Below are 26,604 nucleotides of genomic sequence, written 5' to 3' on the forward strand. Positions count from 1 at the left end.
GCGGGCCGACCCCGTGCCGCATCCGACCCCCTGGACAGGAGTTTCTGTGAGATACGCACATCCGGCCGGCGGCGAGCTCCGGTGAGGGCCCTGGTGTTCACCGGGCCCGGCACCGTGGAGATGCGCGAGGTGCCCGAGCCCGAGCCGGGCCCCGGCGACGTGCTGGTGGACGTGGTCGCCTCCGGCATCTGCGGCAGCGAGCTGCACGGCGTCAAGACGCCCGGTTTCCGGGTGCCGCCGCTGGTGATGGGGCACGAGTTCGCCGGCCGCACGGAGGACGGCCGCCCCGTCATCGTCAACCCCATCCTCTCCTGCGGCCGCTGCGACCTGTGCGCGCTGGGGCTGCGCAACGTGTGCCGGGAGCGGCGGATCGTCGGGGTGCACACGCCGGGCGCGTTCGCCGAGCGGGTCGCCGTGCCCACCGGCGCGCTGGTCCCGCTGCCCGAGGGGCTCGACTGGACGGCGGCGGGCATCGTCGAGCCGGCGGCCAACGCCGTCCACGCCTGGGCGCTGGCCGGCGCTCCGGCGGGGGCGCGGGTGGGCGTCATCGGCGCCGGCGCCATCGGCCTGGCCTGCCTGCAGGTCGCGGTGGCGGGCGGGGCCGGGCGGGTCGAGATCGCCGACCGGTCCGACAGCCGCCGCGAGATCGCGGGCCGGCTGGGCGCCGACGCGGCCGTGTCCACGCTGACCGGCGAGTACGACGTGATCTTCGACGCGGTCGGCGCGGCCGTCACCCACGAGCAGTCGCTGGCCCGCCTGCGGCCGGGCGGGGTCACGGTCTGGCTGGGCCTGGCAGACAGCACCGCCGGATTCGACGCCGCCGATCTCGTGCGCGGCGAGAAGCGGGTGCTCGGCTCCTTCGCCTACCGCGACGCCGACTTCGCCGCCGCGGTGGACCTGGTCGGCGGCTGGGACCTGAGCTGGGTCGACACCTTCCCGCTCGCCGAGGGCGTCGAGATCTTCACCGCGCTGATGAACGGCCGCGCCACCCCCGTCAAGGCACTGCTCGCCCCCTGAATCGAGGTATCCCATGGCCCGGATCGTCCTGGTGGGCGCCGGTAGCATCACCTTCGCCAAGAACCTGCTCTCCGACATCCTGACCTTCCCCGAGCTGACCGAGTCGACGATCGTGCTGCACGACATCGATCCCGCGCGGCTGGCCACGGCCGAGGCGATGGCCACCTGGATGGTCGCCGAGCTGGGCGTCGGAGCCAAGATCGAGGCGCACGCCGACCGCAGGGCCGCGCTCGACGGCGCCGACTATGTCATCAACGAGATCGCCGTCGGCGGGCTGGCCGCCGTACAGCGTGACTTCGAGATCCCCGCCCGGTACGGCGTGCGCCAGACGATCGCCGACACCCTGGGCATCGGCGGGATCTTCCGGGCGCTGCGCACCATCCCCGTGATGGTCGCCATCGGGCACGACCTCGCCGAGCTCGCCCCCGGCGCGGTGCTGTTCAACTACACCAACCCGATGTCGATGATCCCGTGGGCGGTCTACGCGGGCACGCCGTTCCGCAACGTCGTGGGCGTCTGCCACGCCGCGCGCGACACCCAGTCCACCCTGGCCAGGATGGTCGGCGTGCCGGAGGAGGAGATCTCCTTCACCACCGCGGGCGTCAACCACCAGGCGTTCGTGCTCCGCTTCGAGCGGAACGGGGAGAACCTGTACCGCCGGCTGGACGAGCTCATCGAGGCCGACCCCGAGCTGCGGCGCAGGGTCCGCGTGGAGGTGTACCAGAACTTCGGCTACTTTCCGACGGAGTCGAGCGAGCACGGCTCCGAATACCTGCCCTGGTTCCTCCCGCACGCCGACCAGGTCGAGCACTACCGCATCCCGGTCGGCGTCTACCTGGACTGGCTGGCCGACGGCTTCGCCGAGTACGAGTCGCAGAAGCGCTCCCTCGACGCCGGCGAGGGCGTGACCATCGAACGCGGCGACGAGCTGGCCTCACTGGCCATCCACTCCATGGAGACCGGCACCCCCCGCCTCATCCACGGCAACGTCCGGAACGGGGGGCTCATCGCCAACCTCCCCGCCGACGCCTGCGTCGAGGTGCCCTGCCACGTGGACCGGGCGGGGGTGCAGCCGACCAGGATCGGCGAGCTGCCCACCCAGCTCGCCGCGCTCAACAGGAGCACGCTCAACGTGAGCGAGCTGACCGTGAAGGCCGCCCTGGAAGGCCGCCGCGACCACGTCTACCAGGCCGCCCTGCTCGACCCGAACACCGCGGCCACCCTGCCGGTCCGCCGGATCCGCGAGCTGGTCGACGAGCTGATCGCCGCCCACGGGGACCTGCTGCCCGAAGGCGTCAGGGACTGACCGTGTGCACCCCGGATCTACCGCTCTCCCGCTACCGCCCCGTCTCCCAGCTCCGGGTCCCCGTCCACCACGTCGACCGCGCCCGCCTGCCCGCCGTGGACGCCCACATCCACCTCGGCCGCTGGCTCACCGAGGACGGCGACTGGATGGTCAAGGACGTGCCGGCGCTGCTGGAGACGATGGACGCGCTCAACCTGCGCGGCATGGTCAACCTCGACGGCCGCTGGGGCCGGGAGCTGGCCGAGAACATCGAGCGCTACGACGCCGCCCACCCCGGGAAGTTCGCCACGTTCTGCCACGTCGACTGGTCGCAGGCCGCCGAGCCGGGGTTCGGCGAGCGGCTGGCCGCGCGACGAGGCGTTCGCCCACTCCCTGGACGACCCGCCGCTGATGGGCCGCTGGACCATCAGCGGGCTCGACCTCCCCGACGACGTGCTGGAGCAGGTCTACACCGGCAACGCGCTCAGGCTCGTACCGAGGCTGGCATGAACGTCTGGCCGGGTCAGCGGCAGGGCTTGTACGGCTGGTTCTTCAGGGAGTAGTCGGAGGCCTTCTTGATGGCGTTGAAGTTGAGCGCGGCGGCGTTCGCCTTGGCGCAGAAGCTCGACGGCGAGGTCTTGTACTCCACCTGGAAGACCGGCTTGCCGGCCTGGACGAAGGGCTTGAGCTCGGCGCACTCGCCCCACTGGAAGCACTCCTCGTTGACCGCGTAGTCGAAGCTCGACACCAGATCGGAGACCTGGCTCAGGTCGTTCTTGAGCGCCGCCGACAGGCCGTGCCGGTGCGCCATGTCGGCCAGCGCCCGGTTGTAGACGAGCTGGGTCGCCGCGCTGATCTTCCAGCCGGTGACGGAGGCCCCCTCCTCGTGCGCGTGCACGACGTCGAACTCCACGCCGTCGAATCCGGCCGCGGCGCACTTGGCGACCCTGGCCTCCATCATCCGCAGGAGGAAGTCACGCTGCCCCTTGTCGTTGTTGATGTTGGCCCAGCGCTCGTTGGGGAACTCCGCGCTGAAGGGCTTGCCCAGCAGGGAGTTGCCGTGGCTCTTGTGCCAGTCGACGAACTGCCGGTAGTCGGGGCGGAACTCCTCGATCGACCCGGAGTCGACGTAGCAGATCGCCTTGGCGCCCCGCGCGTGGATCGCCTTGACGGCCGCCGTGTTGACGGTCGTGTTGTTGCCGGCGACGGCGGCGTCCACGTAGAGGTCGATGTCGAACACGCTCGGCCGGACGCAGGCGCCGCCCGTCTGCGGGGTCACGCAGACGTCGACGTCGATCCCGCCGGTCGCCGCGTGGGCCGTGCTGCCTTCGAGCTGGTACTGCCAGCGGCTCTGCACCGGAGGGCGCCAGATGGCCGCGCTCGCGGCGGCGCCGGCCGGTGCGGCCGAGGCGGTGGCGGGAGCGGCGGCGTCGGCCGAGGCGGTGGCGCCGAGGGCCGTGACCGGGGCCAGGAGTACGGCCGCCGCCACGGCCAGCCGCCCGGCGAGGCGGAGCGGGGCCGGGCGGAGCGCCCGGAAGTTGACCAACAAAGTTCTCTACTTTCCGTATAGCGGAATTAAATTTCGCGATCAAGGAAATCGGGGTGGAGGCGAGCTTGTCAACTCCCCGGCGGTCCCGGCGGACGCCCACGGGGAGGAGGGTGCCGGTGGACGGCCTGCCGGCACACCCTGTCCCGTTCCATAAGTAGCCACGTTTTTCAGCGTATTCCGTATAGCGGAAAGCTAGTCTGCATGACGGCCGACGATAAGTCGGTCTACCTCGACTCCAGCCCGGCCGAGAAGGGGCAGAAGCTGTTCGAGTCCGGACGGCCGGCCCTCTTCCTGTCCGGCCCGTGGGTGCTCCCGGACCTGCAGGCGGCGAAACTCGACTACGGCGTCGCGCGGCTGCCCGGCACGGACGGCAACCACGAGACGGTCTCGGGGCCCGACAACTGGGTCGTCTTCGAGCACGACGAGCGGCGGGTCAAGGCTGCCGCCAAGACCGACGCGGTGCTCGCCGTACCGGGGGGCTGACGACCTTCCAGGGCCAGCACCGCGCCGACTGGCCGGCGGTCATGGCGGGCACGGTGCTCACGACGCTCCCCGTGCTCGGCGTGTTCCTCTTCGGCCGGCGCCGGTTCGTCCAGGCGCTGACCGGCGCGGTCAAGGGCTGAGCCGGGGCGCGGGCCCGAGGACGTGCCCGCGGGGTCCGCGGGCACGTCCTCGGGCCCGGGGCCTCAGCGGGGCGTCCGGCCGGTCTCCGGGACCGTCACGCGCGCTCCCGGTAGGGGTTGGCCGGCATCCCCTCGACGGAGGTGCGGCAGCGCAGCAGCTCGCCGCCCGCCGTGCCGTCGGAGGCGGTGGTCACATACAGCACGTCGAGGTCGGGGCCGCCGAACGCGCAGCTCGTCACGTTGGTGGCGGGGATCTCGACGGTCAGGTCCAGCCGTCCGTCGGGGCGCAGGCGCAGGACGGCGCCGCCGCCCCACAGCGCGACCCACACGTGGCCGCGGGCGTCCACGGTGATCCCGTCGGGCATCCCCCGCGAGATCTCGGCGAACGTCCGGCGGTTGCCGAGCCGCCCGTCACCCGGGTCGTAGTCGAAGACGTCCACCCGTCCGGTGGGCGTGTCCACGTAGTAGAGCAGCCGCTCGTCCGGGCTCCAGGCGATCCCGTTGGAGACCGTGACCCCCTCCAGCACCCGTTCGCAGCGGTGGTCGGGGTCGAGCCGGTAGACCGCGCCCGCTCCGGGGGTGTCGTCCTCCGCCTTGGTGCCGGCGAAGAACCTGCCCGCGCGGTCGCAGGCGCCGTCGTTCATCCGGTTGCCCGGCCGCTCGGCGGCCGTCACCGGCGCGATCAGCTCCAGGCCGCCGTGCGCGGCGGCGTCCCCGGTCGTGGGGGCCGCCCACCGGGGCTCGGGGAGTACGGCGAAGCCGTCCCGGACGGCGAGCGCCAGCCCGCCGGCGGCCCTGGGGGCCACCACCCCGACCGGCTGTCCCACGTCGATCACGCCGTGCGAGCCGTCGGAGGGGTCGAGACGGTGCACCCGGCCCGCCGGGATGTCGACCCACAGGAGCGTCCCGGTGCGTCCGTCCCACCGTGGCCCCTCGCCCAGCCGCGCCCGGGGCACCGGGACGATCTCCGGTTCCGAGACCCTGGTCATCGCGGGCTCACGGTGGGGACGCGCCAGCTGCTGAGTCTCATCCGCACTCCCTTAATTCCGTGATGCAGAATTTGATTCCGAACAGGCTAGAGGAGACCACCGCGGGGAGTGCGGTGTCAAGGGTCAGAGCTGCTCGGCGACCGCCTGCCGCAGGGCCGCGCCGACCTCCTCCATCCTGGCCGGAGGCATGCGGTCCTTGAGGGCCGTCACGCTCACCGCGGCGACGGGGGTGGGCTTGCCCATGAAGACGGGTGCGGCGACACAGCGCACGCCGGGCTCGTTCTCCTCCAGGTCCAGCGCGTAGCCCCGCTCCCGGATCTGGGCCAGGTGCGCGGCCAGCTTCGCCGGGCTCGTGATGGTGTTGCGGCTCGGCGCGGCGAGCGGGCCGTATCTCTCCGCCCACGCCTTGACGGCCTCGTCGGTCGGGTAGGTCCAGGCCAGCAACGCCTTGCCCACGCCGGTGCAGTGCGCGGCGTTGCGCCCGCCCACCACCGAGGTCATCGTGATCGAACGGACCGCCTCGACCTTGTCCAGGTAGACGACCTCGCCCCCGTCGAGCGTGGCCATGTGCACGGTCTCGGCGAACTCCTCGCTCAGCCGGAGCAGGAGGGGACGGACGATGGCGCGCAGGTCCATGGTCTCGTGGAAGCGGAAGGCCGTGGCGAGCATCTCGGAGCCGAGGAAGTAGGGCCCGCTGGGCTCGGGCTGCGCGGCGAACCCCCGGTGCTTCAGCGCGCCGAGCAGGCGGTGGAGCGAGCTCTTGGGCAGCCCGAGCCGGGTGGCCAGCTCGTCGAGGGTCATCCCCCTGCTGTGCCTGCCGATCTCCTGCAGGATCAGCAGGGCGCGGTCGACGCTTCCCACCGGAGACTGGGCCTCGCCCATGGATCCTCCTCAAATATTCCGGATAATGGAATGCTATAGCGTTATACGGAACAGATGCTACTTCTGGGCAGGGGCGGAGAGGATGTGCCGGTGCGGCGTGGAAACCGTGACGGTGGAACGTCGAAACAATGTGCAGCCTATCCATGGCCTTGCGTGACCGACGTCGGCCGGCGGGGATCCGCGCGTGCCGGTCGCACGGGTCGGGAAAGGCGCGTCCCGTGAGGTGCGCACGGATGCCTGGAAAGGTTGACGTCACGCTCCGTTCCATGAACGTCTCGGAAATTCACCGAGAATCCCGGAATTCTCCAGGCATCGAGACTCTCCTGGCCGGGAATTCCCCCGTCCCGGGAATTCCTCGCGGTCCGCGGATTCCTCGCGGTCCGCGGATTCCTCGCGGTCCGCGGATTCCTCGCGGTCCGCGGATTCTCCGGCCGTCTCCACGGACGTGGCCGGCGGCTGTCACCGTCCGGCGAGGTCACCGTCCGTCATCCGCCTGGTCACAAACGTGATGAAATTCCCCATACGTAACCATGTGTCACTACCATCTGCGTCCGTGAGTGACAGGCAGCATCCCACCGGCACGGCCGTGTTCGTCGACCAGACCGGCAGACGCCGGCGACTCCTGAAGGCCGTCGGCATCGGCGTCGGCGCCCTGATTTCCGTGTCGGTGGCGGCCGTGGTCGGCGGACTGTTCACCGGCACGTCGCTGCCGCTGGTCGGCTGGCCCGGGGACCGTCCCACGCGGCCGGCGCCCGTCGCCACCACGGCCGGGCCCGAGGGCGGGCCCACGCGGTCGGCGCGGCCCACGCCGAGTGCGGAGGCCACCACGGTTTTCGCCCGGCAGCGCCCGACGCCGCCGGTCCGCCGCACGGCCCGGCCCACGGTCTCCTCCCCGGCGCGGGTGACGCCCCTGCCGGCGCCCTCGGAGCGGCCGGCCTCACCGCCCGCCGAGGACCCCTCCACGGCCGCCCCACCGCAGGAACCGACGGCGCCCGAGCAGTCGCCGGAGCCGACCGCCGGACGGACCGAGCCGCCGGGCCACGCCAAGACCCCGCCCGGCCGTAACCCGGACAAGACCTCAGGGGCGAAGGGATGAGCCCGCAGCCGCCACCGGCGACACAGGTATGGCCGCCGCTGGATCCGGCCGGGACGGCGGGGTCCGCCGACTCCGCCACCGTCACCCTCGCCGACCTGATGCCGCCCCCGCCCGGGCAGTCCCAGGACGGAGGAGGGCGCCCCGCGGACCGGGGACGGCGCCGGCGGCAGGGCGACCCGCGAGGGCACTGGTTCCTGGTCGCGGTCGGCGTCGTGCTGATGGCGGGAGCGCTGCTGCTCAACGGGTACGCGACCAGCACGGTGGGCGAGACGCACGCCGCCCCGCCCCCGGCCGACCGGCCCTCCACCGAGCTCGACGACGTACGGCACGGCGGCCCGGTGCTCAATCTCACCGGTGCCAGGCCGGACAGTGCCCGCCTCCCGGCCCGCACGGTGGCGCTCACCTTCGACGACGGCCCCGACCCGCGCTGGACCCCGCAGCTGCTCGACGTGCTCGCCAAGCACTCCGCCAAGGCGACGTTCTTCGCCGTCGGCGCCCGGATCGCCGAGAACCCCGAGCTGGTCCGGCGGATCGTCGCCGAGGGACACGAGATCGGCAACCACACCTACGCCCACGCCGACCTCGCCGCCGTGCCGGACTGGCGGTTACGGCTGGAGCTGTCGCTGACGCAGAAGGCGCTGGCCGGCGCGGCGGGCGTGCACACCCGCCTGGTGCGCCCGCCGTACTCCTCCTCTCCGGCGGCCGTCACCGGCCCCCAGCTGCGCGCGCTGCGTGTCATGGGAGGGGAAGGGTACATCGTCGCGCTCACCGACCTGGACACCAAGGACTGGGCCAGGCCCGGCGTCGACCAGATCGTCCGCGCCGCTCTCCCCCGCCGGGGCAGAGGCGCGGTGATCATGATGCACGACTCGGGAGGCGACCGCGGTCAGACGGTCGCCGCGGTGGACCGCCTGCTCACCAGGCTCGCCGAGCAGAAGTATCGGGCGACGACGCTCACCTCCGCGCTCGGTATGCCCTCCGCCCACGCCCCGGCCGGAGACCTGGAGCGCGTCGCCGGCACCGGGCTGGGTCTCGCCCAGCGCGGGGCGAGCGGCTTCGTCACGGTGATGTCGTGGGTCCTGGCCGTCGCCGGGGGTCTCACCCTGCTGCGGCTGCTGTTCTTCCTGGTCCTGGCATGGGTGCACGCCCGGCGCGCACGGGGCGGCAAGAGGCGGGCCGGGCGTGCCCCGGCATGGCCCGCGCCGCCCGCCGTCAGCGTGATCGTCCCGGCCTACAACGAGGAGGCCGGGATCGAGGCCACCGTACGCTCACTGGTGAACACCGGCTATCCCGGCGCGCTGGAGGTGATCGTCGTGGACGACGGCTCCTCCGACGGCACCGCCGCCATCGCCGCCTCCCTCGATCTGCCCGGAGTACGGGTGATCCGCCAGGAGAACGGCGGCAAGCCCGCGGCGCTCAACACCGGTATCGCGCACGCCTCGCACGACATCCTGGTCATGGTGGACGGCGACACCGTCTTCGAGCCCGACACCATCGAGCACCTGGTCCGGCCGCTCGCCGACCCGGCCGTGGGCGCGGTCAGCGGCAACACCAAGGTCGGCAACCGGCGCGGCATGATCGGCCGCTGGCAGCACATCGAGTACGTCATCGGCTTCAACCTCGACCGTCGCGCCTTCGACCTGCTGGGGTGCATGCCCACCGTGCCGGGGGCGATCGGGGCCTTCCGGCGCTCGGCGCTGCGGGAGATCGGGGGAGTCAGCGTCGACACCCTGGCCGAGGACACCGACCTGACCATGGCGATGTGCCGGGGCGGCTGGCGGGTGGTCTACGAGGAGAACGCGCTGGCGTGGACCGAGGCGCCGACCTCGCTCGGGCAGCTGTGGCGCCAGCGTTACCGCTGGTGCTACGGCACGCTGCAGGCGATGTGGAAGCACCGCCGCGCGATCGCGGAGCCGGGCCCGTTCGGCCGGCGCTGCCTGGGCTACCTGACGCTGTTCCAGGTGGTGCTACCGCTGCTCGCCCCGGTCGTGGACGTCATGGCCGTCTACAGCGTGCTGGTGGGAGATCCGCTGCCGGTGGTGGCCGTCTGGGCGGGATTCGTGCTCGTCCAGGCGTTCAGCGGCTGGTACGCGCTGCGCCTGGACCGCGAGCGGGCCTCGGCACTGTGGGTGCTGCCGCTGCAGCAGTTCGTCTACCGGCAGCTGATGTACCTGGTGGTGATCCAGTCGGTGGCGACCGCCGTGCTCGGGGTGCGCCTGCGCTGGCAGACGATCCGCCGGGAGGGCACTTTCGCGGGCTGAGACGGTCTCCCGGCCTCCCGGTCCCCGGGCTCGGCGCCGGACGGCCCGGACGGCCCAGGCGGCCCGGCCCCGGACGGCCGGGCCGCCTGGGGCCGGGCCGGCCCCGTCGGCTGGCCGGACACCTCATCCCTCCGGGTCGGGCAGCAGGACGGAGGGCAGGGCGCCGCCGGCGCGCATGCGCAGCAGCTGGTAGGCCACGCCGCCCAGCCCGGGCAGCAGACCGGGGGCGAAGACGTCTCTGGCCAGGCCGCTGACCGGGCCGTGCTCCTCGATGCCGCCGAGGATGGAGGCGTCCAGCCTCTCCCTGTCCACGCCCCGGGGACCGACGCCGGCGGCCAGCGCCAGGTCGATCACCTCCCAGGCGCCGAGGTCGCCGTGGCAGAGCGTGTGGTTCCAGCCCAGGCCCTCGCCCCAGCAGGCCGCGGCGGCGCGGCGCAGCGTCTCGCGCCACCGCTCGCCGCCCTCACGCGCCAGCCGGTCGGCGGCCACCACGCCGACGCCACCGGCGCCGTGGCACCAGGCGGCGGCGGTGATCCCGTCCTCACGCAGGTCACGCCACCCGCCGAGCCCGGGATCGTAGAGCGAGTCCTCGTAGGCGAACGCGGCCAGGGCGGTCGTGCCGAAGGCAGGCGCCCCGGTGGGGGAGGCGGTTCCGGCGCCGGAGAGTGGGGTCACGGCGTCAGGGGCGGTCGTGCCGGAGGCAGGCGCCCCGGTGGGGGAGGCGGCCAGGCGGGACAGGGCCCAGCCGATGCCGGTGGCGCCGTGGGCGAGGCCGCCGAGCCCCTGCGGGAAGCGGGCGCTCGGCCAGCAGACCCCCGGCTCCCGGCTCTGGGCGAGCTCGGCCAGCCGTACCCCGATCGCGGCCGCCTGTCCGGCCCATTGCCCGTCGCCCGTCTGGGAGGCGAGTCCCAGCAGCGGCACCACCGCTCCCGCCATGCCCGTCACCAGGTCGTACACATCGTCCGCCGCGACCGACCCGGGCACCGTCGCGGCCAGCGCGGACGCCCGGGTGAGCGCCTCCTCCCGTCCGACGGCGCCGAGCCGGCGCAGCAGCAGCCAGCCCCAGATCTGGGAGCCGACGCCGATGTAGCCGCCGGGGGGCTGGGGGCGCAGGCGCACGCCCTCCCGCCGGTGCTCGGCGTCCCTGTCCTCGATCTGCCTGATCGTGCGCAGCGTGCCCGCGAGCAGCTCCGCCACCCCGTCCACCGGGTCGGCCCGGCCCTGCCCGGCCTCCTGGAGGTAGGCGGCCAGGAGCACGGCCACCCCGTGCGCCCCGCCGTACAGGTCGGACGAGAGCGGCTGCACGGTCCAGCCGGTGGGGTTGAGGACGGGGCTGATCCAGGTGACGGTGCCGTCCTCGGCGAGCACCGCGCTGTCCAGCACGCCGCGCAGGATGCCCGCGGCCACCGTGCGGCGCCTGCCGTCCAGGTCGTCGGTGCGGACCAGGGCGGGGGCCAGCGGCTTCTCGTCGGGCAGCCAGCCCTCGTTGAGATAGGCGCTGACCAGGGCGGCCTGGATCACCTGGCGGTCCAGCGCCTGGTCGCGGCCGCGCCAGCGGCGCACCGCGTCGGCGACGAGATCCTGCCCGGGTCCGTGGGCGGTACCGCGGGGGCCGTCCATGCGCCCCCTGCGCGGGGTGGTGGCGAAGAAGGGGACGTCGCCCTCGCAGAGCTCGTCCACCTCCGCCGCGATGACGGTGGGGTCGGCGGGCGCGCCCGGCACGTTCCCGGCCTGCTCGGCCAGCAGCCGCGCGGTCTTGTCACGCGCCGCCGCCTCGTCGTGCAGCGCGGCCGGGTGCCAGAGCATCCTGCCCAGCTCGGCGTAGGACTCGGTGGAGCGCAGCACCACCCGGATCGGGCAGTCGGTGAAGGCGTCGAGCGCCCCGGCCAGCTCGCCCCGGCCGTCCATCGCGTGCAGGCGCTCGGTCAGCTCGTCGAACCCGGCGAGGATCAGGTCCCAGTAGCGGCCGAGCACCGGTCCGGGGCTGGGGTGGTTGGCCGTCTGCGGGACGGGCACGCGCTCCACGCCCAGCCTGGCGGTGTCGGTGCCCGCGCCGAGCACGACGGGCAGCTCCATGTACGGCTGCTGTCCGGGCAGGGCGCCGACGGCGGAGAGGTCGACCCCGCGCCAGCCCAGCGCGACGCCCCGGCCGGGCAGCAGCCCGGTGCGCAGCACCGAGCCCTCGACCAGGCTCACCGCCCGGTCGACGGCCAGGCCGTAGCCGGAGGGGGCGGCGGAGGCGTGCGGGGTGAAGAGCGTCTCGCAGTCGACGACGACGGGGTGGGGTCCGGCCGCGATCAGGTTCTCGGCGTGCAGGTCGCTGCCGCCCAGCAGGCGCATGAGCGCCAGCCAGTGGCCGATCCCCCGGTAGAAGGCGCGCAGCTCGGCGTCGCCGTCGCAGTGGCGGTGCCGGATGTGCTCGGCCCAGCCGTACCCGTCACGGACGATCACTTCGGGCACGCGGATGAGCGGCTCGCCGGGCAGCACGCGTGGGATGAGGCGGGCGAGCTCCGCGTCCACCTGGAGCGGGCGTGGTTTGTAGACCACGCGGCCGTCCACGCCGTGCAGGACGGCGACGGCGTGCCCGCCACGGTGGCTGTCGCCGGCGCCGAACTCCACACTCGTCAGCTCCCCGGTGGGGAGCACGGCCCTGTCGGCGGCGTACCGGCGGGCCAGGAGGGCGGCGGCCTCGCACCGGTTGCCGATCACGGTCCGCAGCCTGCCCGGCATGGTGGGATAGTGGCCGGCGAGCTCCCGCCAGAACGCGGGCTCGGCGACGCTCCGGCGCCACTGTTCCCAGCGGGCGGCGGGGTCGGCGGCCGTCAGGCGGCCGCTGATCCTCGCCGCGTTGAGCTCCAGCACCAGCACCCGGGTGACCTTGCGGCGGACGGTCTCCTCCAGCGCCGCGGCGGCGCCGTCGAGCAGGGCCCGCCGGTCGGCGGCGGTGAGGCCGGTGATCGACCCCAGCCGGGCCGCCAGGTCGGCCAGAGCCGGTCCGGTCAGGACGTCCAGCGGGGGGTCGAATTCACCGGCCATGCGCTCCGCCCTCCGGCTCAGCAGCAGTAGCGGGTGGGGGAGGCGGTGCACGCGGTGCCGCACCGGCCGGAGATCGGCGGTCCGGTCATGGTGATCTCGGACTCCGCGTACTCGCCGCTGGGCAGCAGCGGGCCCGCCGGGCTGTCCCAGCCGTCGCCGGGCTCCTCACCCGCCCGCCACGCGGCGATGATCTCCTCGGCCTTCTCGATGGTCACGCTCATGGCCACTCCCTTCTCGGTGTGGCCATGATCTGAGGCGGAGGAGGGGGGCGATAGACGCCACAACTGCTCACTTGACAGCAAATGGGGTCTATGAGAAAGAGGTTGGTGATCACCATTTCCGTGGTCGACGACGACCAGATGCTGATCGACGGACTGGCCGCCTGGCTGGCGGGGGTCCCCGGAGTACGGCTGGCGGCGACGGGGGCCACGGTCGCCGCGCTGCTCGGGGCCGAGGCCGAGACCGGCGAGGCCGACGTGGTGATCCTGGACCTGCTCCTCGCCGACGGCTCCGACCCCCTCGACAACGTCCGCGAGCTGGTGCGCGCCGGCCGCCGGGTGCTGGTGGTCAGCGTGGTGCCCTCCGGCGACATGGCCAGGAAGGTCGTGCGGGCCGGGGCCTGCGGCTACCTGACCAAGGACCACGACCTGGCGGCCCTGATCGCGCGGGTCGGGGAGGTGGTCGGGGAGGGCGTCGCCTACTCTCCCGAGCTCGCCCTGGGCTGGCTGTCCGACCGCTGCGCCGACCGGCCCACGCTGTCACCGCAGGAACGGGCCGTGCTGCTGGCCTACGCCTCGGGGATGACGCTGGCCGCCGCCGCGCGCAGCGCCGGGGTGCAGCCGGGGACGGCCAAGAACTACCTGGAGCGGGTCAAGGACAAATACCGCAAGGCCGGCCGGCCCGCCTACACCAAGCTGGAGCTGGCCGTCCGGGCCAGGGAGGACGGCCTGCTGCCCTAGCCGGCGGGCCAGACGAGTTCCACGCAGGTGCCCTCCCCCGGTGCCGCCAGGATCGCGGCGCTCCCGCCCGCCTCCCGCATGCGGTCGATCACCGATGAGCGCAGCCCGAAGCCGAACTCCGTCTCCCCGGGAGCGAATCCCCGGCCCCGGTCCACCACCCGGATGGTCACCGCGCCGTCCACGGTGACCGCGGTGAGCCAGGCCTCCCCGGCGCCCGAGTGCACGGCGACGTTGTTGAGCGCCTCGCCGCAGGCGTCGGTGAGGGCGGCGGTGACCTCGGGCGGCAGCCGCTCCGGCAGCGCCGCGGCGGCATGCCTGACGCGCAGTCCCAGGCAGGCGGCCCTGGCCACCGCCTGGGCCAGCCCGTTGCTCAGCGTGGTCGGCGGGCCCGCCGAGTCCTGCCCGATCAGGGCCCGGACGTACTCGGCGTCCGCGGCGCAGCGCCGGCGGACCTGCTCGGCGCGGTGGTCCAGGCCGCCCCGGGCGATCGCGGTCAAGGTGGTCAGCACCGTGTCGTGCAACTGCCGGTAGTGGGCCAGCCGTTCGGTCGAGCGGGCCTGCTCCGCCTCGGCGGCCAGGCGCAGCTCCGTCAGGTCGTCCAGGCGGCGCGCCTGGGCGGCCAGGTAGCGGCGGATGAAGTAGACGATCACCGCGAACCACACGTAGCCGTTGACGCGCACGGCGAGGTCGAGCGGGAGCGGGTAGCGCAGGCCGAGGTCGCCGGCGTGCGCCACCGCGTAGGCGGCGATCGGCGGCAGGAGCGCGAGGGCGTGGCGGGGCCGCGTGGTGAACGCGCCGACCACCGCCCCCGTGGACAGCAGGGCGGAGGAGGACCAGTTGGCCGTGCCGGTCGTGGCGGCGCCCACGCAGTTGGCGGTGACCCCCATCATGAGCACGCAGGTCACCGCCACGTCCGCGCCGACCACCCAGGGGGCGAACCAGCCGCGCCGCCGTACGGACACGGACTGGAGAACGTTCCACGCCAGGGCGACGGCCAGCAGCAGGGCGTTGAGCGCCCGGTCCTCGTAGAGCCCGTCGGCGTTGAACAGGCTCGCGCCCGCCGGGACCAGGTAGCTGAGGCGCTGCAGGATCAGCAGCATCGCGACGAAGCGGTGCACGCGTTCGCGGCCGGGGCTGGCGGCGAGGCATTCCGGATCGCGCCAGCCGAGCGTGCCCCATCGACCCACGTCCCGTCCCATCCCTGACCCCGCCGATGTCCGCGTCGTCATGATCTCCGACAAGTCCCGGCGGAGGAAGGGGCGCCGGTGCCGCGTGGCCGGACGGCGCGCCCCCACGTCCCTGGCCTCACGGCCGCGGGGGCGGCCGCTCCGGGACGTTCCGGGTCCCGCCGGACAGGTCCCGGAGGGGCGGCGCCGGGCTCCGGAGCCAGGTCGCAGCCGACGCGCCCATGGGGTACATTTCCGGATCATGGATCGGCCGTTCGCGTAGATGCCGCAGCACAGCCTGGCGTCCGCGAGCCGTTGGGCTGGAGGTCGAGGATCGTGAGCGCGGACAGAACCGCGTGGGAGCAGTGCAGCGTGGCGCGGGTGGTCTCCCCCGTCCAGCCCCGCAAACTGGCGAAGGTCCCCTTCGTCGAACTGGCGGACGGACGGCTGCAGGGTGTCGTGTCGAGCGGTTCGGACATCGCCCGGGTGTACGTCTCGTCGATCGCCGCCGGGACGCACGGTTTCAGCTGCAGCACCAACAACAACCGGCCGTGCGGCGGGGTGTACGGCTCGCCGTGCAAGCACCTGCAGGCGCTCGCCGCGGAGGCCGTGCTGCAGTACGGCCTCGACCGGGTGGCCCGCTACCTGCGCGTCGAGGTCGGCGACGGCGCGGACCTGATGAGCTGCCTGCGCGGCGGGCACGAGCCCGCGCCGGCGGCCGTCGTGTTCAGCCGCTTCCTGCGCCACCTGGCCTACCTGGAGCTGCCCGACACCACCGAGCCCATCCCCGAACTGCACTGGTTCCCGGCCACGGGGGCGGCCCGATGATGCTCGGAGTACAGCTGGCCGAACTGCTCGACGGCGACCCGGTGGGAGTCAGGGAGGCCCTCGACCTGGTGACGGGCTTCGACGACGCCCTCGTGCACGGATTCGCCCGGCTCGGCGAGGACCGCGCCGCGGCGCTCGCGGCCCTGGCCGGGGCCCTGGCCGCCACGCCGCTCGGCGGACGCGCGGACGAGGCGGCCGGAAAGCTCGCCGCCGGCTCGGTCGCCGGCGAGCATCTGACGGTGCTGGCCGGCGGGCGCGCCGCCCTGCTCGGCGCGGTGCACGACGCCCTGCTCGGCCGTCTCGACGCCGCGCTGGGACGGTCCAGGGCCCCGTGGGAGGAAGCGCCGTCCACGGCGGCGCCCGTGGCCGACAACCTGCTCAGCGGGGCCCGGTCCTGGCTCCACGAGCTGGCCATCACCGGATGGCGGGGCGTCGACCACGACCTCGTCTCCGCCTCGGACCAGACACTTGAGGCCCTGCTGGCCGTACCGGAGCTGCGCCGGCCGGCGGTGCTGCTCGACGGCCTGGCGGCCGAGCTGCGGGCGTCATGCCCGGTCGGGGCGGCCGAGCGGCTGCCCGCGCGGCGCTGGGCCGACCTGTGGACGCGTGCCCTGCTGCTGTCGCAGCCCGGCGGTCTGCCCGGCGGTTCCGCGCCCGCGGAGACGGTGTCGGGCCGGCTGCTGATCCTCGGCGCCGACGTGCACGAGCACGGCACCGCGGTGCAGGTGCAGGTGCACGGCGTGCTGGAGCCTGCCGGCGGCGGGCCGTCCCGGCTGGTGCGCACCAGCGTCGCCGCCGCGAAGGTGGACACGATCGTCGGCCCGACCCTGTGGCGGCTGCTCGGCGCCTACCCCGTGCTGCTGGGCGCGCTGGCCGAGCACCGCGGCCTGGAGGTCACGGACCTGCCCCTGCTGGGCAGCGGTGACCTGGTGTGGCATGAGGACCGGGCCCGCGCGGGCGGGCCCGCCGACCCGTTCGCCACCGCCCGGGTCCAGCTCACCGGCGCGCTCGCCCCGGCGGTGCCGCCCCTGGACCGCCATCCGGTGCGCATCGCCGAACCCGTGCTGGTGGAGGGCTACAAGGTGGCCGCCGACGGCACGTTGGACCTGGACGGCAACACCCTCGACGTCGACGTCGACCGCCTGCCGGCCTGCGGCCCGCTCACCCCCGAGCTGGTGACCGCCTCCTCGGCCTGCATCGGCCTGATCCGCTGGGACGGCGGCCGATGGCTGCTGCAGCCCCTGGCGGTCCAGGCGACGGTCAAGCGCAAGCCGGTCACGGCGTACAACGGCGACTGGGCGCTGGGCCCCACCGACCCCAAGGCCGCCAAGGCCGAGGCCAGGGCCGGCGACGTGGTGGCCGTGCTGCGCGAGCGGGCCGGGCGGTTGCTGCGGCGATGAGCGACCCCCGGATCAGCGCCGACGAGAACCGGCGCCAGGTGCTCTACTGGCGTCTTCTGGCGCGCGTGTTCGACACCGACGAGCAGCCCTCGCTGGAGGCCGCCGGCGTGGCCATCGTCGACGATCTCGGGCTGCCGCCGGCGCTGCTCGACCCGTCGGTGTCGGTCGACACCCTCGTGCAGCGCTTCCCGGACCTGGGCGCCGAGCTGCGGGGCCTGATGGCGCAGCGCGACGGCGGCGACCAGCCGACGGAAGGTGACGGTGCGGCCGAGGGCGACGGCGCTGACCGGCCTGAGCGGGCCGGTGCGCCCGAGGGCGATGGTGACCGGCCTGAGCGGGACGGCGCGGCCGAGGATGATGGCGCTGACCGGCCTGAGCGCGACGGCGCGGCCGAGGTGCGCCGGGCGGCTCTGGTGTCGAAGCTCCTGCTCAACGTGTTCTCGACCGGGACGGGCAACGTCACCGCCACCGACCTGGCCCGCTGGCAGCAGGACGCCGGCTGGTTCGAGCAGGCGCTCGGGGCCGAGCCGGGTGAGCTGCGCTCCCGTCCCGGCGCGGGCGAGCTGGCCGGTGTCCTGGCCGGTCTGGAGGGCGACCTCGTCAAGCGCATGCGCCTGCGCGAGGTGCTCGCCGACCCGGCCCTGGCCAGGAAGCTCACGCCGAGCATGTCGCTCATCGAGCAGTTGCTGCGGGACAAGGCCAACCTGTCGGGGGTCGCGCTGGCCAACGCCAAGGCGCTGATCCGCAGGTTCGTCGACGAGGTCGCCGAGGTGCTGCGCACGCAGGTCGAGAAGACCAGCGTCGGCGTCGTCGACAGGTCGGTGCCGCCGAAGCGGGTCTTCCGCAACCTCGACCTCGAACGGACGATCTGGAAGAACCTGACCAACTGGAGCCCGGAGGACCAGCGGCTGTACGTGGACCGGCTGTACTACCGGCACACCGCCCGCCGCACCACGCCCGCGCGGTTGATCGTGGTCGTCGACCAGTCGGGGTCGATGGTCGACGCGATGGTGAACTGCACGATCCTCGCCTCGATCTTCGCCGGGCTGCCCAAGGTGGACGTGCACCTGGTCGCCTACGACACCCGCGCGCTCGACCTGACCCCGTGGGTGCACGACCCGTTCGAGGTGCTGCTGCGGACGACGCTCGGCGGCGGCACCGACGGGACCGTCGCGATGGCCCTCGCCCGGCCGAAGATCGCCGATCCGCGCAACACCGTGATGGTGTGGATCTCCGACTTCTACGACAACCGAGCACTGATCACCGACTTCGAGGCGGTGCACCGGTCAGGGGTGAAGTTCATCCCGGTCGGCTCGGTGAACAGCTCGGGACACCAGAGTGTGGACCCCTGGTTCCGCCAGAAACTCAAGGACCTGGGCACCCCCGTGATCTCGGGCCACATCCGCAAACTCGTGTTCGAGCTCAAGAACTTCCTCGCCTAGGAGACCCCGCGAATGACCAACGAGATGCTGCGTGCCCCCGCCGAGGTGAAGTACGCCGAGGAGCTCGACTGGCTGGAGTCCGTCGACGACGGGCCCAAGCCGTTCTCGTGGCGGCTCAGCCCCCGGATGGTGCGGCTGTTCGTGCTCGGGTCCGAGCGCTCCGACGGGCTCGACCGCGAGATCTCCCAGAAGTGGTTCGGTGACCGCAGCTTCGTCGAGCGCAGCATCGTCACCCTGGCCTCGGACCGGGGACTGCTGCTGATCGGCGACCCCGGCACCGGCAAGAGCTGGCTCGCCGAGCTGCTCGCGGCCGCCATCTGCCGCAACTCCACCCTCGTCGTTCAGGGTACGGCCGGCACCACCGAGGACCACATCAAGTATTCGTGGAACGTCTCCATGGTGATCGCCAAGGGGCAGTCCCGCCAGTCGATGATCCCCTCGCCGATCATGACGGCGATGGAGCAGGGGGTGATCGGCCGCTTCGAGGAGCTGACCCGCTCGACCAGTGACGTGCAGGACGCCCTGATCTCCATCCTGTCCGAGAAGTACGTGTCCATCCCCGAGCTCGACGACGACAACATCGTCTTCGCCCAGCCCGGGTTCTCGATCATCGCCACGGCCAACAGCCGGGACCGCGGCGTCAACGACCTCTCGTCGGCCCTGAAGCGGCGCTTCAACTTCGTCCGCATCCCCGTGGTGACGAACAAGCGCAGCGAGGCGGAGATCGTCCGCTTCCGCACCACGGAGCTGCTGCGCCGGCACCGGATCGAGCTGGAGCTGCCGCCCACGCTGCTGGACATCCTGCTGCAGAGCTTCGCCGACCTGCGCGCCGCGGCGGCCTCGGCCACCAGCGACGACGAGAAGCTGGAGTCGGCGCTGTCCACGGCCGAGCAGATCGGCGTGCTGGAGGACGCCATCCTGCACAGCCAGTTCTTCGGCGACCGCACGCTGCGGGCGGAGACCCTGGCCGGCTCGCTGGTGGGCTCGCTGGCCCGCCGCAGCCCGGAGGACCTGGCCATCCTGAACAAGTACTGGCACGGTGTCGTCGAGCCCCGGAGCAAGAAGGACGGCGGGGAGTGGAAGGAATTCCTCGAAGGCGGCCGCCAGGCGATCTCCACGCTGTCATGAGCCCTTTCGGCGCCCTGCGCGAGCAGCTGCTCGATGCCGCCACCGCCTTCGCCGACGCCCCGGGCACCGTGCCCGGCATCCTGTCGGGCATGGTCGACGACGTCGACCGGGCGCTGCGCGAGGAGCTTGAGATCTTCCCGGTGTGCCACCACTCACCGGCCTCGGCGCTGGCCATGGCACGGCGCCTGCGCGAGAAGCAGCCCAAGGTCGTCTATCTGGAGCTGTGCGAGGACCTGCAGCCGCTCCTGGACGAGCTGCGCAACTGCCGCCTCCCCGTGGCGCTGCAGGCGTTCGCCTCCGAGCTCGACGGCTTCCCACCGGCGTGGGGGCCGCTCAGCGTCGTGGCGCCCATCACCGAGGCGTCGGCCGAGTACCAGGCCATCGCCTACGCCCTCGACACGCCGGACGTCGAGCTGGTGCTGGTGGACCGTTCGGCCGACCACGTCTTCCAGTGGCTGCCCCGCGAGCCGGCCGAGCCCCCGACGGCCGACGAGGACGCCGCCGGGCACGGCGAGGAGGCGGCCCTGCACGGCGACGCCGTCGGCATCGAGATCGGCGACCTGCGGCCCCGCTTCGCCGAGCTGGAGGCGCACCTGCTCCACCACGGCAAGGTCCGGCACTGGTCCGAGTGGTGGGACCAGTATGTGGAGCAGCCTCTGGTCGGCGCGGACTACGAGACCTACCGCCAGGTCATGGTGCTGATCGGCAGCCTGTTCCGGCGGCTGGGCCCCGGCGACGGCGACCGGCTGGCCCGTGACGAGGACCGCGAGCGCTACATGTGGACCCGGATGCGCGAGCACCTGGCCGCGTCCGGCGTCGACCCGTCGCAGTGCCTGTACGTGTGCGGCGCCTTCCACGCGGCCAGCCGGGTCGAGCAGTTCGGGCTGGCGGCCGAGGCGCCGGCCTACGACATCAGCCCCCCCACGGCCACGCGCTGGCTGTACGGGCTCATCCCCTCCAGCCACTCCGCCATCGAGGCCCAGTTCGGGCTGGCCTCCGGCTCGGTGTCGATCGCCGCGGCGACCTGGACCAAGGCGGTGGCGCGCTGGGGCGTCACGCCGTACCGGCTCGCGGGCCAGCAGGGCGCCCGCAAGCGGGCGGGGCGCGCACCGCTGGCGGCGCCCGCCCCGCCGGGGCCGGTCACCGACCGGCTGTCCGGTTTCCTGTCGGACCCGCCCGCGCTGGACGGCCTTGACGAGGCCGAGCTGCTGGGGTGGTGCGTCGACATCGTCCGGCTGGCCCGCGGCAACGGCTACCTGGCCAGCACGGCGGACGCCATCGCCGTGTTCGAGACGTCCATCCTGCTCGCAGGCATGCGCAACCGGGCCCGTCCCACGCCCTACGACTTCCAGGACGCCGCGGTCACGTGCATCGAGAAGGACGTGGTGCCCGGCCGCCGCGACGTGCGCCGGCTGTGCGAGATCCTCCTGGGCGGTGACCGGATCGGCCAGGTCGGCTACCACGCCCTGCCGCCGCTGGCCCAGGACGTGTACGACCGGCTGAGCCCGCTGGGACTCAACCTGGACAAGCGCGCGGTGCAGCGGGCGCTGCTGAACCTCGACGCGTCCCCGGAGCTGGTGCCCTGCTCCCACCTGCTGTGGATACTGCGCCACCTGCTGCCCGACGGCGCCGTCCGTCCCATCATGGGCTCGCGCAAGCTGGGCGAGCGGTCGATCCAGGAGAGCTGGGACCTGGCGATCGGCCACCACCAGCGGGCGATCATCGAGCTGGGCTACGAGGGAGTCACCGTCGAGCAGGTGCTGGAGCAGCGCCTGCGCCGTAGCGTGTGGGAGCCCCGGGCCACCGCCGCCGTCGCCCTCGCGGCCGTCGAGGACGCCATCCTCTACCTGGGCAGCCGGCGCTTCACCGACGAGCTCGGCGCGCGGGCGGTCGAGCTGCTGGCCGCCGAGCGCACCGTGGACGACGCCCCCGAGGTGCTGCGCCGGATCCGCAGGCTGCTGACCCACTACCGCGCCACCGAGCCGGTGCTGCCGGCGTGGTGCGAGGACTTCGTCACCGCCGGATACGCGCACTACTGCACGCTGCTGCCGACCGCCTTCGTGGACGACGACACCGGTGTCCGCCAGGTGGCCGCCATGCTCGGCTTCCTGTCCAGCATGGAGAGCCTCGCGCTCGCCCTGGGGTGTGACCGCGCGCAGCTCGAACTGGCCGTACGGCAGTCGCATCCCGAGGCGCCCGCCAAGGTGGCGCTGCTGTGGGCCGCTCAGTCCCAGCTCGGCCTGCTGCCGATGGCCGAGCTGCGCTCGCGCTGCGACGAGCTGCTGGCCAACCCGCTGGTCATCCCGGCCTTCCCCCAGTACATGAGCGGGTTCGTCCAGGCGCTGGAGCCGGCTCCGGCGCTGGCGCCCTTCGTGGTCGAGATGATGTCCAAGGCCTTCGCCCGGCTGCCCGACGCCATCCTGCTCCCGTGGCTGCCCACATTGATCACGACCCTCCGGGACCAGGCGCCCGAACTCGTGCCCGTACTCGTCCGCGAAGCCGGCCGCACGTTCCCGGCGAGCCTGGCCGCCGTCGACACGTGGGTGCCGCCGTGGGCGGCGCGGGCGGTGCCGCAGGCGCCCGCCGGACGGGTGGCCGCGCCGGCCGGGCCGGTGACCGGGCTGCTGGCCGGCCACCCGGCGGCGTGCGACGCCGTGGCCGCGCTGCTCGGATGCGACGGCGGATGGCAGGAGGCCGTCCCCGCCGCCGACGGGCCCGGCCACCCCGCGGTGGCGGAACTGCTGGCCCGGCATCCCGCGGCCGCCGACGCCGTCGCGGGACTGCTCGCGCCGTCCCGGACCATGCTCTCCCAGGCGGTGGGCTGAGCGACGAGCCGTCCCGGGCGGTCCTGGAGACAGGTCGGCCCGGACGGGTCGGCATAGATCGGAGACCTGCCCGCGTCCTTGGCTGGTGACACAGCGAGGAGGACGGGTGGATCCAGGATTTGCGGCGGACTTCCGGCAGTTCGTCATCGACCGGTCGGAGGCTCTGTTCCGTACCGCGTACCTGCTGACCGGTGACCGGCACGCCGCTGAGGACCTGGTGCAGTCGGCGCTGGCCAAGACGTCGGCGAAGTGGCGCGACCTGCGCGACCCGGCGGCCGTCGAGGGTTACGTCCGCCGCGTCATGTACCACGAGCAGGTGAGCTGGTGGCGGCGCCGTTCCCGCATCGCGGAAGTGTCCACCGGGTGGCTGCCCGAACAGATCGGCGACGGGCACGCCGAGATCGTGGACCTCCGCCTGGTGATGCGCACGGCTCTTGCCCGGCTGACACCCCGGCAGCGGACCATACTCGTGCTGCGCTACTTCGAAGACCTGTCCGAGACCGAGATCGCACGGCTGCTCGGGGTCAGGGTGGGCTCGGTCCGCAGCCAGATCTACCGGTCGTTGGAGCGCCTGAAGAAGGCCGCACCCGAGCTGAGCACCGTGAGGGAGCTGCGATGAACATCGAGGATCTGCTGCGCGAGACCCTTTCCGACATGGCCCACGATGAGCAGCCACCCCCACCGGGCCGGTTCCTCCAGGCCGACGGAGGCCGATCCCCCCGCCGTGGCCTCGCCCTGGCGGCGGCGGCCGCCGTCACGGTGCTGGCGGTCGGAGCCGCACTCGCGGTCGAAGGGCTGTCCTCCCGGGTGACGGTGCCGCGGGAGTCCACCGGGCAGGGCACCGGCCAGGCGCTTGTGGAGACCGGACGGGGGCGGACCACCCTGACCGTGAAAGCGGGGCTGCGGCTCTCGGACATCTTGGATCGGCTCTCGACCGCCACCGGCAGGCCCGTGGCGGAGTTCGAGCGGGCCGTCAAGGACGGCGGGGCGCTCGGCCTGCCGGCCTACGCCAAGGGCGCGCTGGAAGGATTCGCCTTCCCCGCGACCTACGAGGTCTCGCCCGAGTCGAGCCCCCGCGAGATCCTCGCCGCGATGGTCACCCGCTTCAACCGCGCGGCCCAGGACGCCGACCTGGTGGCCGGCGCCAGGCGCGCCGGCCGTACGCCACTGGAGATCCTGACCATCGCCAGCATCGTCCAGGCCGAGTCGACCGACAAGCGCGACATGCCCAAGATCGCGCGGGTCATCCACAACCGGCTGAACCACACGCCCGAGATGAAGCTGCAGTTGGACAGCACGGTCATGTACGGCCTGAACAAGTACGGCGTCAGTGCGTCGAACGAGGACATCCGGAGCCGGTCGCCGTACAACACCTACATGCGCCTCGGCCTGCCGCCCGGTCCCATCGGCAACCCGGGGGACGACGCCATCGAGGCCGCCCTGAAGCCGGCCCCCGGCCCCTGGCTGTTCTTCGTGACGACCGATCCGGAGAAGGGCGTCACGAAGTTCGCCGGCTCCGAATCCGAGTTCCTCAAGCTGAAGGAGGAGTTCCAGAAGAACCGCAGGAAGGGGTGACGGAGCGGCGCGCGTCCCGCCTGCGATCACGTGTCCCCCGGACCCTCGGCGGGTCTACCGGCCGTCGGCGTCGTCGAACACGATGACCTGGCGGATGGCGGTCCCGTCGGCGAGCTGGTCCATCGCCTCGTTCACGGCGGAGAGCCGGATCCTCGACGACACCAGCGCCTCGACCGGGAGCCTGCCTTCGCGCCACATCTGGGCGAAGACGGGGATGTCGCGGGCGGGGACCGCCGAGCCGAGATAGCTTCCGACGATGGTCCGTCCCTCCGCCACGAGCCCGAGCGGCGAGATCGACGCTCGGGCGTCGGGCGCGGGGAGCCCCACGGTGACGGTGCGGCCGCCGGGCGCGGTCGCCGTGACCGCGGTCTCGAAGGCCCGGGCGTTCCCTGCCGCCTCGACGACGATCGGCGCCTTGATCCCGAGCTCGACGACCTCGGCGGGGCGGTACACCGCGTGGGCGCCCAGTTCCTGTGCGGTGACGAGCTTGTCCGGGTTGCCGTCGACGCCGATGACCGTGACGCCGTCGAAGGCGAGGGCGGTGATCAGCGCGGCCATGCCGACGCCGCCGAGCCCGACGACCATCACCGTCTGACCGGCGGAGGGCCTGCCGACGTTGATGACCGCGCCGCCGCCGGTGAGCACGGCGCAGCCGAGGATCGCGGCGACCTCGGGAGGGACGTCCTCGCCCACCGGGACGACCGAGTGCCGGTCGACGACGGCGTGGGTGGCGAAGGCGGAGACCCCGAGGTGGTGCAGGACCTCGGCGCCGTCCCGGCGCAGGCGGACGCCGCCGGCCAGCAGCGCTCCCCTGTTGTTCGCCGCGCTTCCGGGGACGCAGGGCGTCACCCCGTCGGTGGCACAGCCCTCGCACCCGCCGCAGCGAGGCAGGAAGGTCATGACGACCCGCCGGCCGACCTCGACGTCATCGACGCCCGTGCCGACCTGCTCCACCAGGCCGGCCGCCTCGTGCCCCAGGAGCATGGGGACCGGGCGCACCCGGTTGCCGTCGACGACCGACAGGTCCGAGTGGCACACGCCCGCCGCCTCGATCCTGACGAGGAGCTCGCCGGGGCCGGGCGGGTCCAGTTCGAGCTCGGAGACCGACAGCGGCCGGGACTCGGCGTACGGGCGCGACCGGCCGATCTCTTCGAGGACGGCTCCGCGGATTCTCATCACATCACCTCTCCGGGGGTTCGGGGTTCGGGGTTCTGTTCGACATCGGTTTCTGGGGCAGACGCGCGGGTGGAGCCGCCGGGGGCGGGACCAGGCCGTTCACCCTTCGTCCTGTGCCGGCCGGTGATTGGCGAGCAGGACGCCGGCGCCGCCGAGGACGAGCCCGGCGACGGCGAGCGGGTGCAGTGACTGGCCGACGAGCAGCCAGGCCAGCACCGCCGTCACCGAGGGCGTCAGGAAGAACATCGTGCTGACCCGGCTGGCGGACGAGCGCAGCAGCATCATGTTGAGCAGGATGAACGCCGCGATGGAGTTGACCAGCACCATCCAGGCCACGGACCCGCCGAACGCCGCCCAGTCCGACACCCGCGGGGTCTCGACGGCCAGGCAGGCCAGCCCGACCGCCGGGGCGCTGGCGAGAAGCTGCACGGCGGTCCCGGTGCGGACGTCCATGCGCGGGACGAAACGCTTCTGGTAGAGGGTGCCGGCGCTCAGGCCGAACAGCCCGACCAGGCACAGCACCACGCCCCAGATCGAAAGGCTCACCCGGTCGGCGACGGCGAGCATCACACCGGCCGCGCCGAGGGCGAAGCCGAGTCCCTGCCGCCGGGTGACCCTCTCGCCGAGGAAGCGCGTGGCCAGCACGATGACGACAGGGTTGAGCCCCTGGACGAGGGAGACGACGGCCGCCGGGAAGCCCATGCCGAGCGCGGTGTAGAAGCTGCCGAACTGGACGGCCTGGATGAGCAGACCGGAGACGGCGATGTGCGCCAGGGCCCGGCCGCGTGGCCAGGGCGCGCGCGTGATCAGGGCGTACCCGGCGAGCAGCACCCCGGCCAGGGCGAAGCGCGCGAACATCAGGAGCAGCGGCGGAGCGGCCGCGACCCCCGGAATGCCGGCGATGAACGCGCTGCTCCAGAGCACGACGAACACGGCAGGCGCGGCCGCCATCAGGCGTGGGCTCCCGCCCGCCGGCGGTTCCGGCCCGGACGCGGCCCCGTCCGTGCCGCCGGATGTGCTCCCGTCCGTGCCGCCGGATGTGCTCCCGTCCGTGCCGCTGGACGCGGTCCTGTCCGTGTCGTCGGGTGCGCTCCCGTCCGTGCCGCCGGACGCGCTCCCGTCCGTGCCGCCGGGTGGTACCCCGGGAGCCGCCGGCGGCGGCCCAGGGCGCGGTCCGGACAGATCCGGCGTTACCGGCGTCATCGAGTCGTCCTTCCGTGCGGAGACTGCTCACTGCGGATGGCCGCCGGCGGATCACGCTCATGCGGCGGCCGAGGCCACGCGGACCGCCCCGCGTGATCTGGGGTTACACGGACCCGCCCCGCGTGATCTGGGGTCACGCGGACCCGCCCGCGCGTCAGGGCGGG

The 26,604-nt window shown here is 73.3% G+C and carries 22 protein-coding genes; 14 read left to right on the forward strand and 8 right to left on the reverse strand.

What is annotated here, in order from left to right; all coding sequences use genetic code 11:
- The first annotated feature begins 81 nt into the window (after positions 1–81).
- Genes J2S55_RS18515 through J2S55_RS18525 form a run of 3 tightly spaced genes read left to right on the forward strand, consistent with a single transcriptional unit; the run spans position 82 to position 2,865 of the window.
- On the forward strand, positions 82–1,017 hold the full coding sequence (locus tag J2S55_RS18515) for a zinc-binding dehydrogenase (RefSeq protein WP_306862353.1): 936 nt from the start codon (positions 82–84) through the stop codon (positions 1,015–1,017).
- Between the two features lie 13 nt (positions 1,018–1,030).
- Entirely contained in the window at positions 1,031–2,323 is a 1,293-nt protein-coding gene (locus J2S55_RS18520; RefSeq protein ID WP_306862355.1) for an alpha-glucosidase/alpha-galactosidase, read from the forward strand.
- Positions 2,324–2,325: 2 nt separating this feature from the next.
- On the forward strand, positions 2,326–2,865 hold the full coding sequence (locus tag J2S55_RS18525) for a hypothetical protein (protein WP_306862357.1): 540 nt from the start codon (positions 2,326–2,328) through the stop codon (positions 2,863–2,865).
- Here the strand turns inward: J2S55_RS18525 and J2S55_RS18530 are convergent.
- Entirely contained in the window at positions 2,826–3,851 is a 1,026-nt protein-coding gene (locus tag J2S55_RS18530) for an endo alpha-1,4 polygalactosaminidase (protein WP_306862359.1), read from the reverse strand. The genes J2S55_RS18525 and J2S55_RS18530 overlap by 40 nt on opposite strands.
- Before the next feature lie 201 nt (positions 3,852–4,052).
- Here J2S55_RS18530 and J2S55_RS18535 point away from each other — a divergent pair, with 201 nt between their 5' ends.
- Positions 4,053–4,334, forward strand: coding sequence for an extracellular solute-binding protein (locus J2S55_RS18535; RefSeq protein ID WP_306862362.1), 282 nt, complete (start codon positions 4,053–4,055; stop codon positions 4,332–4,334).
- A gap of 235 nt (positions 4,335–4,569) precedes the next feature.
- On the opposite strand, the gene J2S55_RS18540 is transcribed toward J2S55_RS18535, so the two are convergent.
- Together J2S55_RS18540 and J2S55_RS18545 are read right to left on the reverse strand one after the other, a co-directional pair.
- A complete protein-coding gene (locus tag J2S55_RS18540) occupies positions 4,570–5,463 on the reverse strand; it encodes an SMP-30/gluconolactonase/LRE family protein (protein WP_306862365.1) in 894 nt (297 codons plus the stop codon).
- 123 nt (positions 5,464–5,586) lie between these two features.
- The gene (locus tag J2S55_RS18545; protein WP_306862368.1) at positions 5,587–6,345 is read right to left on the reverse strand and encodes an IclR family transcriptional regulator; all 759 of its coding nucleotides are present in this window, start codon (positions 6,343–6,345) and stop codon (positions 5,587–5,589) included.
- A 553-nt stretch (positions 6,346–6,898) separates the two neighbouring features.
- Between J2S55_RS18545 and J2S55_RS18550 the strand changes: the two genes are divergently transcribed.
- On the forward strand, positions 6,899–7,441 hold the full coding sequence (locus tag J2S55_RS18550) for a hypothetical protein (RefSeq protein ID WP_306862369.1): 543 nt from the start codon (positions 6,899–6,901) through the stop codon (positions 7,439–7,441).
- Positions 7,438–9,702: a bifunctional polysaccharide deacetylase/glycosyltransferase family 2 protein gene (locus J2S55_RS18555; protein ID WP_306862372.1), complete on the forward strand. Its 2,265-nt coding sequence runs from the start codon at positions 7,438–7,440 to the stop codon at positions 9,700–9,702. Before J2S55_RS18550 ends, J2S55_RS18555 begins: the two co-directional genes overlap by 4 nt.
- Before the next feature lie 123 nt (positions 9,703–9,825).
- On the opposite strand, the gene J2S55_RS18560 is transcribed toward J2S55_RS18555, so the two are convergent.
- Positions 9,826–12,738, reverse strand: coding sequence for a type 2 lanthipeptide synthetase LanM family protein (locus tag J2S55_RS18560; protein WP_306862375.1), 2,913 nt, complete (start codon positions 12,736–12,738; stop codon positions 9,826–9,828).
- Between the two features lie 17 nt (positions 12,739–12,755).
- Positions 12,756–12,959, reverse strand: a complete 204-nt coding sequence (locus tag J2S55_RS18565) for a DUF6229 family protein (RefSeq protein WP_306862377.1) — start codon at positions 12,957–12,959, stop codon at positions 12,756–12,758.
- Positions 12,960–13,064: 105 nt separating this feature from the next.
- Here J2S55_RS18565 and J2S55_RS18570 point away from each other — a divergent pair, with 105 nt between their 5' ends.
- Positions 13,065–13,697, forward strand: a complete 633-nt coding sequence (locus J2S55_RS18570) for a response regulator transcription factor (RefSeq protein ID WP_306862380.1) — start codon at positions 13,065–13,067, stop codon at positions 13,695–13,697.
- On the opposite strand, the gene J2S55_RS18575 is transcribed toward J2S55_RS18570, so the two are convergent.
- Positions 13,694–14,884 (reverse strand): sensor histidine kinase, encoded by a 1,191-nt coding sequence (locus tag J2S55_RS18575; RefSeq protein WP_306862382.1) that lies wholly within the window; start codon positions 14,882–14,884, stop codon positions 13,694–13,696. The two genes, J2S55_RS18570 and J2S55_RS18575, sit on opposite strands and share 4 nt — an antisense overlap.
- A gap of 315 nt (positions 14,885–15,199) precedes the next feature.
- Between J2S55_RS18575 and J2S55_RS18580 the strand changes: the two genes are divergently transcribed.
- The 7 genes from J2S55_RS18580 to mltG all read left to right on the forward strand — a co-directional run bounded on the left by J2S55_RS18580 (position 15,200) and on the right by mltG (position 24,061).
- Entirely contained in the window at positions 15,200–15,691 is a 492-nt protein-coding gene (locus J2S55_RS18580) for a hypothetical protein (RefSeq protein ID WP_306862383.1), read from the forward strand.
- Positions 15,688–17,091, forward strand: a complete 1,404-nt coding sequence (locus J2S55_RS18585; protein WP_306862384.1) for a hypothetical protein — start codon at positions 15,688–15,690, stop codon at positions 17,089–17,091. The genes J2S55_RS18580 and J2S55_RS18585 overlap by 4 nt, the downstream gene beginning before the upstream one ends.
- The gene (locus J2S55_RS18590; protein WP_306862387.1) at positions 17,088–18,533 is read left to right on the forward strand and encodes a VWA domain-containing protein; all 1,446 of its coding nucleotides are present in this window, start codon (positions 17,088–17,090) and stop codon (positions 18,531–18,533) included. The genes J2S55_RS18585 and J2S55_RS18590 overlap by 4 nt, the downstream gene beginning before the upstream one ends.
- A gap of 12 nt (positions 18,534–18,545) precedes the next feature.
- Entirely contained in the window at positions 18,546–19,661 is a 1,116-nt protein-coding gene (locus tag J2S55_RS18595) for an ATP-binding protein (protein ID WP_306862389.1), read from the forward strand.
- The gene (locus J2S55_RS18600) at positions 19,658–22,486 is read left to right on the forward strand and encodes a DUF5682 family protein (protein ID WP_306862391.1); all 2,829 of its coding nucleotides are present in this window, start codon (positions 19,658–19,660) and stop codon (positions 22,484–22,486) included. The genes J2S55_RS18595 and J2S55_RS18600 overlap by 4 nt, the downstream gene beginning before the upstream one ends.
- A gap of 106 nt (positions 22,487–22,592) precedes the next feature.
- Positions 22,593–23,105 (forward strand): SigE family RNA polymerase sigma factor, encoded by a 513-nt coding sequence (locus tag J2S55_RS18605; RefSeq protein ID WP_306862394.1) that lies wholly within the window; start codon positions 22,593–22,595, stop codon positions 23,103–23,105.
- Complete coding sequence (mltG, locus tag J2S55_RS18610; protein ID WP_306862396.1) at positions 23,102–24,061, forward strand: endolytic transglycosylase MltG; 960 nt, start codon at positions 23,102–23,104, stop codon at positions 24,059–24,061. Before J2S55_RS18605 ends, mltG begins: the two co-directional genes overlap by 4 nt.
- 54 nt (positions 24,062–24,115) lie before the next feature.
- On the opposite strand, the gene J2S55_RS18615 is transcribed toward mltG, so the two are convergent.
- Both J2S55_RS18615 and J2S55_RS18620 read right to left on the reverse strand, forming a co-directional pair.
- On the reverse strand, positions 24,116–25,237 hold the full coding sequence (locus tag J2S55_RS18615) for an alcohol dehydrogenase catalytic domain-containing protein (RefSeq protein WP_306862399.1): 1,122 nt from the start codon (positions 25,235–25,237) through the stop codon (positions 24,116–24,118).
- Positions 25,238–25,336: 99 nt separating this feature from the next.
- On the reverse strand, positions 25,337–26,188 hold the full coding sequence (locus J2S55_RS18620) for a DMT family transporter (protein WP_306862402.1): 852 nt from the start codon (positions 26,186–26,188) through the stop codon (positions 25,337–25,339).
- Positions 26,189–26,604 lie beyond the last annotated feature (416 nt).

Source organism: Streptosporangium brasiliense, assembly GCF_030811595.1.
Classification (GTDB): domain Bacteria; phylum Actinomycetota; class Actinomycetes; order Streptosporangiales; family Streptosporangiaceae; genus Streptosporangium; species Streptosporangium brasiliense.